Below are 15956 nucleotides of genomic sequence, written 5' to 3'. Positions count from 1 at the left end.
CTTTTGATATTAAAAATATATAATAATCGATAGTTTAATATTTTTTTCGTATTTGTAGGCGATCCCTAATAAAAAGGCTGACCGCCCGGTTCCGGTGCGATCAGCCTCTTGCGCCTACCGGTACAAGTTACCGGCGTCAGTGCGCTATTCGTTCCGCTGCAAATCGCGCAAATCCCGCCATTTGATCAGCTTAATATTCTCTTGTGCAAGAATGTGCCGGATATCGGGATCACGAAAAACTTCATATTCCTTCTGACGCACAGGCCATGTATCTGTGATTTCCTTTAACTCCTCGGTTTCGACAGAAGGATGGAAAATCAGCTCCGTCACACCCGGCTGCAAAGGCGGCTCTATCAGAATATGATACTTATAATCGTCGCCGACAGAAAGCTTACGAGAGCCGCACCGTACAAGAGCTTCAGCCCAAATCCGGCCACTACGTTGCCCTGTTTCTCGTTCAGCCCTTTAACGGCGCCGACGATTGTACCGATCGATCCGAAGTTAGCGAACGAGATCAGGAATACGGACACGATTGCCCGGGTACGTTCACTGAAATCGTTTTGGATTTTCACAAAATCAAGCATAGCCACGAACTCGTTCGCCACGATTTTGGTAGCCATGACACTTCCCGCTTTTACGGCCTCCTGCCAAGGGACACCTAAGAGGAAAGCGAACGGAGCGAGAACATACCCGAGTATATTTTGAAATGAAATTCCGAATATACTGCTGAAAATGCCGTTAATCATGGCGATGAGAGCAACAAACCCGACCAGCATGGCGCCGACGATTACGACAACTTTGAAGCCGTCCATAATATACTCGCCAAGCATCTCAAAGAACGTCTGTTTCGACTCCTCCCGGACTTCCAAAAGATCTTCTTCCGGCTTCACCTCGTACGGATTGATGATCGATGCGATAATAAACCCGCCCAGAAGATTCAGCACCAATGCGGCCACCACATATTCCGGCTTCAACATCGTCATGTAGGAGCCGACAATCGACATGGATACGGTCGACATCGCTGACGCGCACAACGTATAGAGACGGTTTCGCGGCAGCAGCCCGATCTGCTTTTTGATAGAGATAAAGACTTCGTTCTGTCCCAGAATCGCGGAAGCGACCGCATTGTAAGATTCCAGTTTCCCCATTCCGTTCACTTTACTTAAGGCAAGCCCGATGTATTTGATAATAAAAGGCAGTATTCTGTAATACTGCAGGATTCCGATCAGAACGGACATGAACACGATCGGCATCAGGACGTGGAAGAAAAACGAGTGAATTCCTTCGTTTACGATTCCGCCAAAGACGAAGTCCGTTCCCGCGTTGGCAAAGCCGAGCAGCTTGGCAAACCCGTCCGCGAATCCTTTTACCAGAAATTCTCCTACGCCTGTTTTAAGCAAAACCATGCCTAAAATGATTTGCAGAGCAATCATCACGAGGACCGGACGGTACTTGATGTTTTTCTTGTCCGAACTGACGAGCCACGCAAGCGACAAAATGACGATAAGGCCGATCAGAGCCAGCGCATATTTCATACGGCATCCTGAGTGATCGTCTGCAGGGCGACTTCGGCCATCTGATTGAAAGATTGCTCGCTGTCTTTGTGCGCGGAACGTTCGTTTGTAAGAAGCTGACTGCCCACCGTCAAAATACTCAGCGCCTTCACTCCGTATTTGGCGGCAAGCGTATAAAGCGCGGTGCTTTCCATCTCGACGGCGAGAACGCCGAACTCCATAAACGTATGCAGCCTGTCGAGGGTATGGCGGTAAAATTCATCGGAATTGTACACATTTCCGGCAAATACGTTGGCGCCGCTCCGCTTGGCTCCTTGATATGCCTGCATCAGCATGCCGAAATCGGCCGTTGGGGCGTAACTGCAGCCATGAAACATTTTGTCCGTCATATTGCTGTCCGTGGAGACCGCTTGGGCCAGTACAAGATCGCGGATCCGGATATTTTTTTGCATCGCGCCGCAAGTGCCTATCCGGATCAGTTTCTTGGCTCCGTAATCCCGGATTAACTCCGTCACGTAAATGCTCATTGAAGGATTACCCATGCCGGTACCTTGAACCGAAACGGGAACTCCTTTATATAACCCGGTATAGCCGTACATCCCTCGCACTTCGTTATGGCAGCGCACCTCATCCAGAAAATGCTCGGCTACGAATTTAGCGCGCAGCGGATCTCCCGGCAGCAGGACGCGTTCGGCGATTTCTCCGGGTTTGGCTTCCAAGTGGATACTCATGTTGTGTTTCCTCCTCGATTGTCGTGGATCGGCGGTTCGCAACCGCTTTCAACCACAGCATAAAAGAATCCGGGGCCGGAAACTAGACACATATAAGCCGTTGAATACGGAACAATCGGGACCAAGCGTTTACTCGAGCAGTTCTTTGCGAATGTTTTCCAAGTCTCTTTTCGTCGGTATGGCGGAAATAATCACGGCCGGCACGGTTTTCAGCGCAACGGGCATCGTGCTTATAATAAAATCAATCTCCCGCTCACGGACGGTTTCATCGCTTAGTTCATGCAAGATGGAAGTTTCGATCGTCAACTCGTCGCCGATCTCTCTTTTAATCCGGTTGGCCACATAATGACGGACGGAAAATTCTTCACCGATAATGAGAAAAGCCTTTTTGCTTTTGTACCGGACATTGGAGCTGACGATAAAACCGAGCTTGACGAGATGGTACGAGCTGATCGATACGGCGGGGTATTCACGGCTCCACCCGTTTATACACTCCGTTACCCCTTCGTAAATAAGAGGCTCTTCCTGGCGCATGTAGGCGATCAGCCGGCTTTTCGATACCGCCATCAGTTCGGGAATGGCATTATCGATCATCAGCTTCTCGAAAAACTCGCACATTTCCATTACAAACCGGTGGCCGGCACCTAACGATGGGAAGGTTTCCCTGAGCAAGGGTAAAAGGTTGTTCATCATCTGGTATTTGGGATCATCGTTCCTAAGGAGAGCCTCCTCCTGCTCCAGGGCCATTTCCCTTTCGTTCCGGTAATGATATTGACTTAGGCTGCATAACGACTGCAGAAAATAAATTTCTTCCCCGGCAATGTCCAGGCCGTATTCTTGTCCAAGTTTTCCGGCTAAACGGCGGACGGATTCATGGAAAGCGCCGTTTTGCCAATCGTAAAGCTCCCCGCTTACCGAAACGGAATGTCCCTGCCGGATTCTCTCCAGCGTAACGGCAATCAGGAAAATCAGGCTCCGTTTGGAATTCAGAAAATAAACGATCCCTTGTTCCTCTTCCAATTCCGTTATCCATTCCTGGATTTGCTGAAAATCAACCTCTGCGAACGGCCAGCCTGTATAAGGGTGTGAATCAGAAAATAATTTCCAGTAAAAATACCGGATGTGAATTTCATTTCCTTTAAGCGCCGGAGAAGAATAAGCGAGCCGCAGGCAGGACGGCTGGAGATCTTCCCGATTCAGTTGAATAATGAATTTTTTAAACGACGAAGCGCTCATATAAAGGAACTCCGCAAGCTCCTCGGCGGAAGCCTGACCGCCGTAGATGAACAACCTGTGCATGAGACGGTAATAAGATGTCTGCCTGAACTGCTCCACAAGGACTTCCCGGATAGTCGGCCCGTGACGTTCGCGGCGGAAGAAGATGCCCTTGCCTCTGGAAACTTCGATACTCATTGTGCCGGGCATAAGCGCCGTTATCTCCTCCACCACTTTCCGGACGGACTTGTCCGATATGCCCAGCTGCCTTTCGGCCTCCCCGAAAGTAAACCACCGCTCTTCGGAATCCAGCAGCTCGATCAGCGCTTTCATCAACTTAAAATCCTTGTTCATTTCATCACCTTCCAGACCCGGTATCGCACGACTTTCGTACCCTCATTATACCGGTATGGAGCGAATTATCCATGCTTCCAGTCCGGATCAGCGTATACATAACAATGGCTCTTCAACAGTTGTTCCCTTCCGCACGCAAAATAACCGCAGTCCGGTTAACCGGACTGCGGTTAAGATGTTCTGCCCTGCGCGGGCATAAGGGCACAACTTTCTGCCGGGTCCGGGACTGTCAGCCGTACAGCCTCGCGTAATAGCCGCCCTTAGCCAGCAAATCCCGGTGCGTTCCCCGCTCCACAACCGTGCCTTGGTTCATCACGGTAATGGAATCCGCCTTCTCCACGGTGCTTAGGCGGTGGGCGATCAGAATCGTCGTCCGCCCTTTCATCAGCTCGTTCAGAGCCTGCTGCACCCAGTGCTCCGACTCGTTGTCGAGTGCGGACGTCGCTTCGTCCAGGAGCAGAATCGGGGCATTTTTCAGAATGGCTCTGGCAATCGCGATACGCTGTCTTTGTCCGCCGGACAAAGACGCTCCCCGCTCCCCCGCCTGGGTTCCATACCCGCCGGGCAGCTCCTCGATAAAATGATGGGCATACGCGGCCTTGGCCGCCTCGATCACGTCATCCGCCGTCGCTTGCGGGTTGCCGTAACGGATGTTCTCCTCGATCGTTCCGCTGAACAGAAACGGCTCCTGCGGCACATAAGCGATCTGCCCGCGAATTTCGTCCAGCGTGTAGCTGCCGAAGAGTTTGCCTCCGAGCAAAATTTCCCCGCTGTCCACGGGATAGAAGCCGAGCAGCAGCTTGATCAGCGTGCTTTTGCCGCTCCCGCTTGCGCCCACGATAGCCGCGACCTGTCCCGGATATACCTGCATGGACATCCTGCACAGCACTTTTTTGTCCGCCTGGTACGAAAATTCCACATCCCGGAACTCCACCATCGCCTCCGAGGACCTCTTAGGATCGGGCAATCCCAACCTTTCCGGCTCTTCTTCCTCCGATAAAATTTCCTCAATCCGGTGGGCTCCGGCTAACGAATTTTGCGCCATAGACAGCACCGTCCCGAAATTCATAATCGCATGGGTCAGATTGATCTGGAGAACGGCAAGCGCCGCAACACTTCCCATCCCGATCATCCCGTAAGCATACAGCAAACTTCCGATGACGATAATTCCGCAGAACGTGACATAGCTGACAAAATGGTTGACGGCGGCCTGCAGCCCGTTCTTCCTTGCGGTTCGCTCGGCAAGCCGGGTCACTTCTTCGTTCAGGCTCCGGTACTGGGAATAAACCGGACGGATATGAAACAATTTCACGAGCTGAATGCCTCCGATAAAGTCTTTAAACTTTTCGGTCATCCGGGCTAAAGTTTGCAGCGACTTCTCGGAAAGGACACGGATTTGCCGGGCAAACCGGGCGCTGATCGAGAAAGAAACAAGCAGAACGAGCAGCGAAACGGAGGCGAATCTCCAGTCGATCAGCACCATCGAAATGATGGAGCCGACACTGAACACCACTTGCAGCAGCAGCATGAAATAAATGCTGGAAAAGGTGAGTTCCACCGCGGCCACATCGTTATTTACCCGTGACATCAGGTCTCCGTGGTGCGTCTGTTCCAGATATTTCGGCCGGAGCCGGCAAAATTTCCGGTAAAGGCGCTCACGCACGTCCACAATCGTAAATTCGACGCTGCGCTGATACAAGTACGTAAACCAAGGGGAAATGACATTTTCCAGAAGCAAAGCCCCCGCAAGGATGTAAAAAGCCCGGTACATCAGGGCCGAATCGCGGTAATCGGCAAAGTTGACCAGATTTTGGACAACCAGGCTGAAAGAAACGAGAAACAGCGTCTGGTTGACCGCCGTAATACCGAGACCTGTGTAGTACTGAATTTTGCGTCTGCGGCTCATGAATCTCATTAAGTACACGAGTTCTTTTACCTGTGAGATTAACCCGCCGCTCTTCATGTGTAGACCACCTCCTTGCTTTCCGCAAGACCGGTAAACTCCTGGAGGAACGATTGGGCGTACAACCCTTTCTTCTCCAGAAGCTGCGCGTGAGTCCCGGCTTCCACAAGCCTTCCCTGCTCCAGAACCCAAATTTCATCCGCATTCTGAACGGTAGACAGCCGGTGGGCGATGACGATTGTCGTTCTTTCGCTCATAAGAACTTGCAAAGCTTCCTGCACAGCGCCCTCGGATTCCGGATCCAACGCGGATGTAGGCTCATCGAGCAGCAGAATGGGAGCATTCTTGAGAAGCGCCCGGGCAATGGCGATCCGCTGACGCTGGCCCCCGGAAAGAAAGCCGCCCCGTTCCCCGACGTACGTCTGATACCCCTCGGGCAGACTCATGATAAACGCGTGCGCTTGCGCCGATTTTGCAGCCGCGATCACTTCGTCCATGGACGCGTCTTGCCGGCCGTACGCGATATTGTCGGCCACGGTGCCGCTGAACAAGTACGATTCCTGGGTCACAACGGAAAAATGGGAACGCAACTGCTCCGGGTTGCTGCCGTTTACCTGCTGACCGAATACACAGATGTTTCCCTGCCCGTCCTCCAGCGGGTAAAAGCCGCACAACAGCTTGAAAACCGTACTCTTGCCTCCGCCGCTCGCGCCCACCAGAGCGATCGTCTTTCCTTCCGGCACCGTGAAACTCAAGTTTTGAAGAATGGGAGATCCGGTTTCATAAGAAAAAGAGACGTTCCGGAACTCGACCGGCGGCGAGGCGGTTTTTGTAATCGCGTGCCCCTCCTGATTTTCCGCAGGCTGTTCCAAAATATCGGAAACCCGCTTTAAAGCGCCGGACATCTCGAACGTACGCGTGATCAACTCGGGAATATGATCGAGCGGCTCCAAACACAGATTCAGTAAATAAAGAAACGCGATCAATTCTCCGGTGCCGAGCTCCCCTTTGGAAATCAGATAACTTCCGTAGCTCACGGCAAAAATGATCGGGCTGAGCATCAGCGTGGACAGGAGGGGATTGACCCACGATTCCCTTTTTTTCACGGCCAGTTTTTTCTGAGCCGTCAGAAGCAGAAGTGATTGATAGGAGCGGAACAGCAGCCCCGACAGCAAATAACTTTTCACCACCGGCATACCGCCAAGCGTATCCTGCAGATTCATATTCATCCGTCCCATGTTTGCCTGAGCCTCTTCCGTCAGCTGCTGAAGCTGCTTGCCGATCCAGTGCGACACAAGCAGCGAGACGGGAAACAGCAGCAGACTGTACATCATCAACTCCCATTGAATCCAGATCAGATAAGTGAAACAGCCCACGAACAGCAGCGGATGATAAAACCACTGGGCCAAATCCCGGCTCATAAATTGATGAATAAGCTGAAGATCGCTGCTGATCCGGGACAGAATATCGCCGGAATGCTGTTTTTCCACATAATGAATAGGCAATTTGCCGATATGATTCATCACATGGTTGCGAATATCTCTCACAGCCAACGCGCTGCTCTTCTCAACCCCGTAGATCATCAAGTATTTCGCGGGCACTCCGATCAGAATGACGAAAAAAACGGTACACACGATTTCAATGACAACCGGCCCCGCTCCGTTCTCGGCCTGGGATGTCAGTTGTTCGATCAAACTGCCCGTCCACACTTCGATGGTGGCCGCCGCAATCGCGGATACGGTACCTGCGATCATCCAGCCTCTGTGACGGTTTATAAACGTTAATAACCAGCGGAATGCTTTCCATGCAGCGTATACGCGTTTGCTTTTTTGTGCCGCCATTGGGTCCCCTTTCCCGGCGATGGACCGGCCGTCAGTTTCCATGCAGCACCTTCGATGATGCTCCGTTCCGCTGAGCGATTTCCTCCAGAATCCGGAGGATGACTTTGGCCGTCCCGTCCAGGCATTCCGGCTCAAGCAGCTTCTCGTGCGCGCCCGCAAGCTTGTACTCCGTGTAGGTACCCTGAGCCGCTCCGCGCCATGACGGCAGACCGTGCTCCAGACGGAAAGCATCGCTGTCTTCGGCGATCAGCTCGTGGACACGCCCTTCGACCGTTCCCCTGTTTATGAGCTGCGCTTCATACATCAAAGTTGCGCGCACCTTCATGCTGACACGCTCGCGGATAAGGGGGTTCGCCATCATTTCTTTTTCCGTATCCGACAAATCCTCCAGTATTTCCTGCCATTCGCTTTCAGTCGTCTCTGCGGGCGTCAAAGTCTCCTTAATCCAGGAATCCACCATGATCAAGTCCGAGACGCGATAGCCTCTCTTCTCCATTCTTTGAGCGACTTCGAACATCAAATTCCCGCCGAAACAGTAGCCGAGCAGCACGTAAGGAGCTTTCTCCTGAATGCGCGCGATTTCGTCGACATAGTCGTCCAGCATCGCTTCGTAACTTTCCGAATCTTCGATGAAATCGGTCCCGTACAAGACGAATCGGTCGTCCAATAGGTTCGCAAGTTCCCGGTAGCCGATGCCGAATCCGCTTCCCGGCGGAAAGCAAAATACATTCAAGGCTCCGTTTTTATTGAGCTTGATAAACGATTGGCCCTTCTCCAAGCCCGTTTCTCCGCTCCCGAACGCCATCGCTTCCACGGTGAGATTCTTGAACTGCTGGTTCAGCGGTACTTCGATTCCGGTTTCGTCATAGACCGCCTGAATCAAACGCATGAGGCTCAGAGAACTCCCTCCGAGATCGAAGAAATTGTCTTTCACGCCGACCCTCCGGAGACCGAGCACGTCCTTCCAGATTTGGGCTATCTTCACTTCCATCAGCGTGCGGGGCGCGATATATTCCGCTGATTGCTCCGCGCTCTCTTCCGGGGCGGGCAGCGCCTTCCGGTCGATTTTGCCGTTCGGCGTCAGCGGCATACGGAGCAGCTGCACGAAATGCGCCGGGATCATGTACCCCGGCAGCTCTTTAGCCAGCGCTTCCTTCAGCCCTGCGGCCGTCAGCTTCGATTGCGCCACGAAGTAAGCGCACAACTGATGACCGTCCGCCTCCTCCCGGGCGATGACGATCGCTTCTTGTACGGACGGTACTTTCAGAAGCTGCTCCTCGATTTCGCCCGTTTCGATCCGGTAACCGCGGACTTTCACCTGATGGTCGATCCGGCCCCTGTATTCGATGTTTCCGTCCGGCAGCCACCTAGCCAGATCTCCGGTCCGGTACATCCGCTCGCCGGGCGAAAAGGGATTGTCCACGAACTTCTCGTCCGTCAGTTCGGGACGGTTCAAATACCCTCTCGCCAAGCCAGCGCCCGCGATGCACAGCTCACCCTCTACTCCCGCCGGCACAAGCTGCAGACGGTCGTCCAGAATGTAAATCCGGTGATTCTGAATCGGACGGCCGATCGGGACCGATTTTAGTCCGATATCGTCGGTGCGGGCAGTCCAAACCGAGGTAACGATCGAAGCTTCCGTCGGACCGTAGGCGTTGAAATACCGCACTTTGTCTTTCCATTGCTGCACGAATTCGGCCGATACGGCCGAGCCCCCGGTAATCAGCTTTTGCAGCCTCGGCATATGATCCGGGTTTAAATAGGCCGCATACGTCGGCGGCAGGATGGCGGCCGTAATTCCGTTTTCGTGCATGAAACGCTCGAACGACCGGTTGTCCAGAATGGTCTCGGCTGTGGGGATGTAGAGAGCGGCCCCGAAAAACAGCGCCTTGAACACTTCCCAGCACGACGCGTCGAACGACAGACTCGCGAATTGGACGACTCTGTCCGTTTCGGTGATGCCCAGCGTGTCCTCGAACATGTGCTTCAAGCTGACCAGTCCGTGGTGTTCCACCATCACGCCCTTCGGTTTCCCCGTAGTGCCGGACGTATAGATAACGTAGGCCAGATGGTCCGGCCCGTTAACCGGCTCCAGATTGGTGCCGTCGGCACTGTAAGAGCTCTCGTCGTCGAGCGCCAGTACAGTTCCCGCATACGGGACGCGATCCATCAGCCGCCGCTGAGTCAGCAGCAGCTTCGCACCCGAATCTTCCAGAAGATAGCGGATGCGCTCCTCGGGATATTCGGGATCGATCGGCACATATGCGCCTCCGGCTTTCATAACCGCCAAGATGCCGACCACCATTTCCAGCGAGCGTCCGGCCATCAAGCCGACAAGCTGATCCGGCTGCACACCGGCCGCACGCAGCGTACGCGCCAACCGGTTCGCCCGCTCGTTCAGCTCCCGGTAAGTAAGGCGTTCCTGTTCGAAAACCACCGCTGTCGCTTCCGGAACGCGGGCAGCCTGCTCTTCGATCAGCCCGTGAATCGTTTGCTCCCGTTCATAGCGCGTTTCCGTGTTATTAAAATCAACAAGCAGCTGCTGCTTTTCGTAAGGCGAGAGCATATCCGCGTCACCGAGCTCAAGATCCGGCTGAACTAACAGGACGGACAAAAGCTGCACGAGATGCCCGGCGGCTTTTTCAATAAAATCGCAGCTATAACGCCCGCTGTTAAAACTCACGTTTATCCCGATAGAGTTTTCATTCGAATCGAATTGAAAAACAGTATCCGCAGCGGCTTTTGCTTGAATATCCGCTTTATGGATGTTTTTGTAGGTAACTATCGTATTCAGAATAGGGGTCCCTTCGGGAGTAGTTTCGATAGTCAGGGAACCCGTCATTTTACGGAACGGAAGATGCTGATTTTCCAGCGCTTCGCCGATCGCCAGCTTAACTTGGCCAAGCAGGGATTTGAACGTGCTTTGACGGTTTATGTACGTTTTAATCAGGAGAAAATCGTGGATCGCCGGTCCGTCTCCGGGGCCCGTTTCCGCCGGAATCCCCACGAGCACGTTGTCCCGCTTAGCGTAAGTGTGGAGCAAGCAGTTTACTCCCGCCAGCACGATCATAAAAACTGCCAAATCCGAACCGTTGGCAAGTCGGAGAATTCTTTCGGACAGCGCGGGGGGCAGCCTGAGGCTGACCACGTCCGGACTCCCTTCAGAAATCGGTCCTACTGCGGCTTTGGGGGATAGATTGTAAGGAAGAAAGGTCAAGCTGTCATCGGCATTGAATTTTTCTTTCCAATACATTTCTTCCTTTTCAAACAACGATTTCATGCGTACCTCCCCTAAAATGATATCGGCTCATACCCGGAGTGCATGCCCTCGTTTTTGGGCACACACTCTTCAGGCATGAACAACTAGTACCTGGCAGGGCTTTGTCTAAAAAGCGAATTCAATCGCTTCTACCGAACTCTTCGTGCCGCTCGAAAGCTTGAGGCATTGGATCTCGCTTAACCGGCTTTCGGGATTTTCGCAAATCTGGGACAAGATATGCAAGTAATCCTGGACCATTGTCCGGATTCTCGCCTCTTTGAACAATTTCGTCCCGTAAAAAAACCCTCCGCTGAGCGCGCCGTTGTCTTCCGACATGAACAAGGTGAGGTCGAATTTCGCTTCTTCCAGATCGTCCAGCTCATAAGGCTTGAGACGAAGAGTTCCGAGCGAAGCCTCGTGTTCCTCGATATTCTGCATATCGAACACCGTATCGAACAGCGGATTGCGGCCTGCTTCCCGCTTCACATTCAAGCGCTCCACGAGCTCTTCGAACGGATAGTCCTGATGCTCGAAAGCTCCCAGCGCAGATTCCTTCACTTCCTCCAGGAAGGAAAGGAAGGTTTTGTCGCCGGCAGGCCGGTTGCGGATCGCCAGCGTGTTGACGAACATGCCGATAACCGGTTCCAGATCGGCATCCGTTCTGCCTGCAACGGGCGTTCCGACAATAACATCTTCTTGTCCGCCGTATTTGGACAGCAGCACGTTGTAGGCGGATAAAAGGATCATAAACAGGGTGCTTCCCGACCGGGCTGCCAGAACACCCAGCTCAGTGGTGAGATCCGCGCCGACTTCAAATTCCAGATGAGCGCCCTCATAACTACGCACCGGCGGCCGCTCATAATCGGCCGGCAGCTCCACGTCGGGCAGATCGCCGGCCAACGCTCCCAGCCAGTACGACTCCTGCTGCCGTGTACGCTCTTTGTACGTCTCGCTCTGCTGCCATGCCGCGTAATCCTTGTATTGAATTCGCAGCGGAGGAAGCTCCTCTCCCCCATACAGCCGGGAAAATTCGTCCACCAGTATCGCCATGGAAACACCGTCGGAGACAATATGGTGCATATCGAACATGAGAATGTGCAGCTCCGGACCCAGTTCGATCAGACCTGCGCGAAGCAGAGGCGGTGTCTTCAAGTCGAACGCGCGGACGAAACGGCGGACGATCTGTTCCGCGTCTTCTTTTGCGGCTTTGCTCGTTTCGACTGTAAATTCCACTTGAGCGTGTACCCGTTGAACCGGTTCTCCGTGAACCATTTCAAATCCGGTGCGCAGCGTCTCATGCCTTGCGATCAATGTCCGGAAAGCTTCCTCTATCCGGCCGATATCCACCGGCCCTTCCAGCTGCAGCATTTCAGGCATGTTGTAAAGCTCATCCGCCCCTTCCAGCGTGTGCTGGATAAAGAGCCGTTTTTGCGCCGACGAGAGCGGATAATAGTCCCGCTCTTCGGCAAGAGGAATGGAGACATGCTCCTGCCGTTCCATCCGCGCGATTGCCGCTGCCATTTCTTCAACCGTCGAATGACGGAAAACATCTCGCAGCGGCAGATCGACGTTCAGTTCTTTGTGCACTTTGCCGACAAGCGTCGTTGCCCGCAGGGAATGTCCGCCCAGGTCGAAGAAGTTATCGCGGATGCCGATTTCCTTCTGAAGACCGAGCACGTCCTGCCAGATGGCGGCCAGCTTCGCTTCCAGCGGCGTCCTTGGCGCGATATACTCCGCGCCTCCGTCCGCACCCGCTTCCGGCGCCGGCAGCGCCTTGCGGTCGACTTTCCCGTTCGGCGTCAGCGGAATCCGCTCCAGCCGGATGAAATACGACGGGATCATGTACCCCGGCAATTCCTGCGCCAGCGCGCTTCGCAGCCTGCTTGCGGCAAGCTCGCCGCCCGCCGTGAAGTAGGCGCACAGCGCTTTCTGCCCGCTGCCGTCTTCGCGTACGATGACGACCGCTTCGCGGACGCCGTCCGTCTGGAGCAGCTGCGACTCGACCTCACCGGTTTCAATCCGGTAGCCCCGGATTTTGGCCTGGTGATCGATCCGCCCGATAAAATCGACGTTGCCGTCCGCCGTCCACCGGGCCAGGTCGCCCGTGCGATAGAGACGTTCACCCGCGACGAACGGGCTGTCCACGAACTTCTCCTCCGTCAGATCCGGACGGTTCAAGTACCCCCGTGCCACGCCCGGTCCGCCGATGCACAGCTCGCCCAGGACGCCGACCGGCACTGGATTCAGGTGCGCGTCCACGATGTAGAACCTCGCGTTCAGCCACGCTTTGCCGATCGGCACGCTGCCCGTCTCCGGCAGCTTCGCCAGCGGCTCGTCGTAGAAGCTCGAATCGATCGCCGCTTCCGTGACGCCGTAGCTGTTGATGATCCGGAACTGCGAGCCGAAGCGCTCCTGCAGCACGCGGTAGTCGCCTACGCTGCAGCTGTCGGAACTGGTGATGAGCAGCTCCATCGAGCTCATATCCAGCGCGTGCTGCGCCACATGTTCCATAAACGGCACGATGAGCGCCGGAGTCGATTCGAACACGGTAATCTGCTGTTCTTGGATCCAGCCGTGCAGACGGGCCGGGTCGATCCGGTCGTCTTTCGGCACGATGACCATGGTGCCGCCGTTGTACAGCGTCCGCGCGATATCGCCAACGAACACGTCGAAGGAGAAGCTCGCGAGCTGGAGCAGCCGTACCGGGAACCGGTCCAGCCGGTATTCCCGGCGGTAGGCGGCCGCCGTGTTCACAAGGCTGCGGTGCTCGATCATGACGCCTTTGGGCCGTCCCGTCGTGCCGGACGTGTAGATCACGTAGGCGAGATCGTGCGGCTGGGTTTCGGCTGGGACACCGTCCGGCGTGCCTGATGCGGACAAGCTTCCATCTGATCCGCTGTCAGCCGTGCTGCCCAACGCAGCGCCGTCTCCTTGATCCGCAGACACCCGGCTTTCATCAGCAGCCCCAATTACGCTGCCTTCCAAAACGACTCCGATAGCCGCATTCTCTCCGTCCCCGCTGTACGACTTCTCGTCGTCCAGACAAAGGATCGTACGCAGCGCCGTCTCTTCCGCGTCCAGCCAAGCCTCGGCGCCTTCTCTTAGAGAAGTCTGCGTCAGCAGCACCGTTGCCCCGCTGTCTTCGAGCATAAACCGGATGCGGTCGGCCGGATAATCCGGGTCAAGCGGCACGTACGCGCCTCCCGCTTTCCATACCGCGATCACGCCGACGAGCAGCTCCACCGAACGCTCGGCCAGTATGCCGACGATGGACTCTCTGCCGACGCCGCCGGCGCGCAACTCACCAGCCAGCCGGTTCGCCCGTTCGTTCAGCTCCCGGTACGACAGCTGCTTGTCTTCGTAGACGACGGCCGCCGCATCGGGAGTGCGCTCCGCCTGTTCCTCGAACAGCCGGTGGAATGTCTGCACCTTCTGCGGAAGCTCGGACATGGCCGGATTGAACGCTTCGAGCAGCTGCTCTTTTTCGGAAGGCGTAAGCAGTTCCAGCTCGGCGATTTTCGTATCCGGCTTTTCCACGATGGCACCGAGCAGCTGCTCGAAATGCTGCGCCATCCGTTCCACCGTTTCTTTTCTGTATAAAGCGGTCGAATATTCAAAGCTGTAATCCAAACCTCCGCTGTCTTCCATAACATCCAGGCTCAAATCGAATTTGGCCATGGCGCTGTCGCTCGGATACGAGGTCAGCCGGAGACCTTCAAGTTCAAAGTCTTTGTTATCCGTATTTTGCAGCGTGAACATGGTATCGAAAATCGGATTGCGGCTTAAATCCCGGGCAATCTGAACCTTTTCCACCAGCTCCTCGAACGGATAGTTCTGGTGTTCGTACGCGCCGAGAGTCGTTTCCTTGACCTCTTGCAGGTAGGAGAGGAACGTTTTGTCCGCTGCCGGATAGCTGCGGATCGCCAGCGTATTGATAAACATTCCGATCAGCGGCTCCACGTCACCGTGGTTCCGGCCCGCAATCGGTGTGCCGACAATAAGGTCTTCCTGCCCGGTATATTTATGCAGCATAACGGTATAGGCCGCAAACAGAACCATGTAAAGCGTGGTTCCGGTTTCCGCCGCAAGCTGCTTCAGAGCATCGCTTTTCTGGGCATCCAGGAAATATTCGAGCGTCCGCCCTTCATAACTCTGCACGGCGGGACGGGCATAATCCGTCGGGAGTTCCAGCACGGGCAGTTCTCCTTGGAAAACGTCAAGCCAGTAAGCTTCCTGGCGTTTTAGCTGCTCTTTCTGCGTTTCGGACTGCTGCCAGACGGCGTAGTCCTTATACTGAATGCGCAGCGGCTCCAACGCTTCTTCGCTGTATAAGCGGACGAACTCTTCCACCAGCACGTCCATCGAAACACCGTCGGAAACGATATGATGCATATCAAACAACAGAACATGCCGCTCTGCCGCCATCTCCACCAAGCCTACGCGCAGCAAAGGAGGTTTGGCCAAATCGAACGGTCGGACAAAATCCCGCACCGTTTCAGCCGCTTCTTCCTCGGCCGCCGAAAAATGTTCCACGAAGAAGTCCACGGCCGCATATACCCGCTGCACTGCTTCCCCGTTCACCATTTCGAAGCCCGTGCGCAGCGTCTCGTGCCGCTCAATCAGTCTGCGGAATGCTTCCTCGAACCGGTTTTGGTCCAATGCCCCTTCGAGCAGCAGCGCTCCCGGCATGTTATAGCTCAGCTCCGCTCCCTCAAGCTGGTTGAGAATGTACAACCGCTTCTGCGCCGATGATTGCGGATAATGGTCCTGTTCTTCGGCAAGAGGAATGGAGACATGCTCCTGCCGTTCCATCCGTGCGATTGCCTCTGCCATTTCTTCAACCGTCGAGTGACGGAAAACATCTCTTAACGGCAGATCGACGTTAAGCTCTTTGTGCACTTTGCCGACAAGCGTCGTCGCCCGCAGGGAATGTCCGCCGAGGTCGAAGAAGTTATCGCGGATGCCGATTTCCTTCTGAAGACCGAGCACGTCCTGCCAAATGGCGGCCAGCTTCGCTTCCAGCGGCGTCCTTGGCGCGATATACTCCGCGCCTCCGTCCGCGCCCGCTTCCGGCGCCGGCAGCGCCTTGCGGTCGACTTTCCCGTTCGGCGTCAGCGGAATCCGCTCCAGCCGGATGAA

The 15956-nt window shown here is 54.8% G+C and carries 7 protein-coding genes; all 7 read right to left on the bottom strand.

Annotation, left to right across the window (positions count from 1 at the left end; genetic code table 11):
* Positions 1-353 precede the first annotated feature (353 nt).
* Positions 354-1535: a NupC/NupG family nucleoside CNT transporter gene (locus ABH899_RS16545; protein WP_369998287.1), complete on the bottom strand. Its 1182-nt coding sequence runs from the start codon at positions 1533-1535 to the stop codon at positions 354-356.
* The gene (gene deoD, locus ABH899_RS16540; protein ID WP_369998284.1) at positions 1532-2245 is read right to left on the bottom strand and encodes a purine-nucleoside phosphorylase; all 714 of its coding nucleotides are present in this window, start codon (positions 2243-2245) and stop codon (positions 1532-1534) included. Before deoD ends, ABH899_RS16545 begins: the two co-directional genes overlap by 4 nt.
* A 129-nt stretch (positions 2246-2374) precedes the next feature.
* Entirely contained in the window at positions 2375-3814 is a 1440-nt protein-coding gene (locus tag ABH899_RS16535; protein WP_369998281.1) for an AcpB/EbpR/MafR family transcriptional regulator, read from the bottom strand.
* A gap of 229 nt (positions 3815-4043) precedes the next feature.
* Entirely contained in the window at positions 4044-5777 is a 1734-nt protein-coding gene (locus ABH899_RS16530) for an ABC transporter ATP-binding protein (RefSeq protein ID WP_369998278.1), read from the bottom strand.
* Complete coding sequence (locus ABH899_RS16525) at positions 5774-7558, bottom strand: ABC transporter ATP-binding protein (protein WP_369998275.1); 1785 nt, start codon at positions 7556-7558, stop codon at positions 5774-5776. Before ABH899_RS16525 ends, ABH899_RS16530 begins: the two co-directional genes overlap by 4 nt.
* A 31-nt stretch (positions 7559-7589) precedes the next feature.
* Positions 7590-10838 carry a non-ribosomal peptide synthetase gene (locus ABH899_RS16520; protein WP_369998272.1) on the bottom strand — a complete coding sequence of 1083 codons (3249 nt, stop codon included), beginning with the start codon at positions 10836-10838 and terminating at the stop codon, positions 7590-7592.
* Positions 10839-10943: 105 nt separating this feature from the next.
* Positions 10944-15956, bottom strand: a 5013-nt coding sequence (locus ABH899_RS16515; protein WP_369998269.1) for an amino acid adenylation domain-containing protein, incomplete at its 5' end; no start/stop codon positions are given.

Source organism: Paenibacillus sp. RC84 (genome assembly GCF_041260495.1).
Lineage (GTDB): Bacteria > Bacillota > Bacilli > Paenibacillales > NBRC-103111 > Paenibacillus_F.
The sequence above is the reverse complement of the archived record's forward strand: the minus strand, read 5'-3'. Positions and strand labels throughout refer to the sequence as shown.

Excerpts from the sequence above, each read along its gene's own strand:
- ABH899_RS16520 (WP_369998272.1), bottom strand. The coding sequence starts at position 10,838 with ATGAAATCGTTGTTTGAAAAGGAAGAAATGTATTGGAAAGAAAAATTC.
- ABH899_RS16535 (WP_369998281.1), bottom strand. The coding sequence starts at position 3,814 with ATGAACAAGGATTTTAAGTTGATGAAAGCGCTGATCGAGCTGCTGGAT.
- deoD (WP_369998284.1), bottom strand. The coding sequence starts at position 2,245 with ATGAGTATCCACTTGGAAGCCAAACCCGGAGAAATCGCCGAACGCGTC.
- ABH899_RS16525 (WP_369998275.1), bottom strand. The coding sequence starts at position 7,558 with ATGGCGGCACAAAAAAGCAAACGCGTATACGCTGCATGGAAAGCATTC.
- ABH899_RS16545 (WP_369998287.1), bottom strand. The coding sequence starts at position 1,535 with ATGAAATATGCGCTGGCTCTGATCGGCCTTATCGTCATTTTGTCGCTT.
- ABH899_RS16530 (WP_369998278.1), bottom strand. The coding sequence starts at position 5,777 with ATGAAGAGCGGCGGGTTAATCTCACAGGTAAAAGAACTCGTGTACTTA.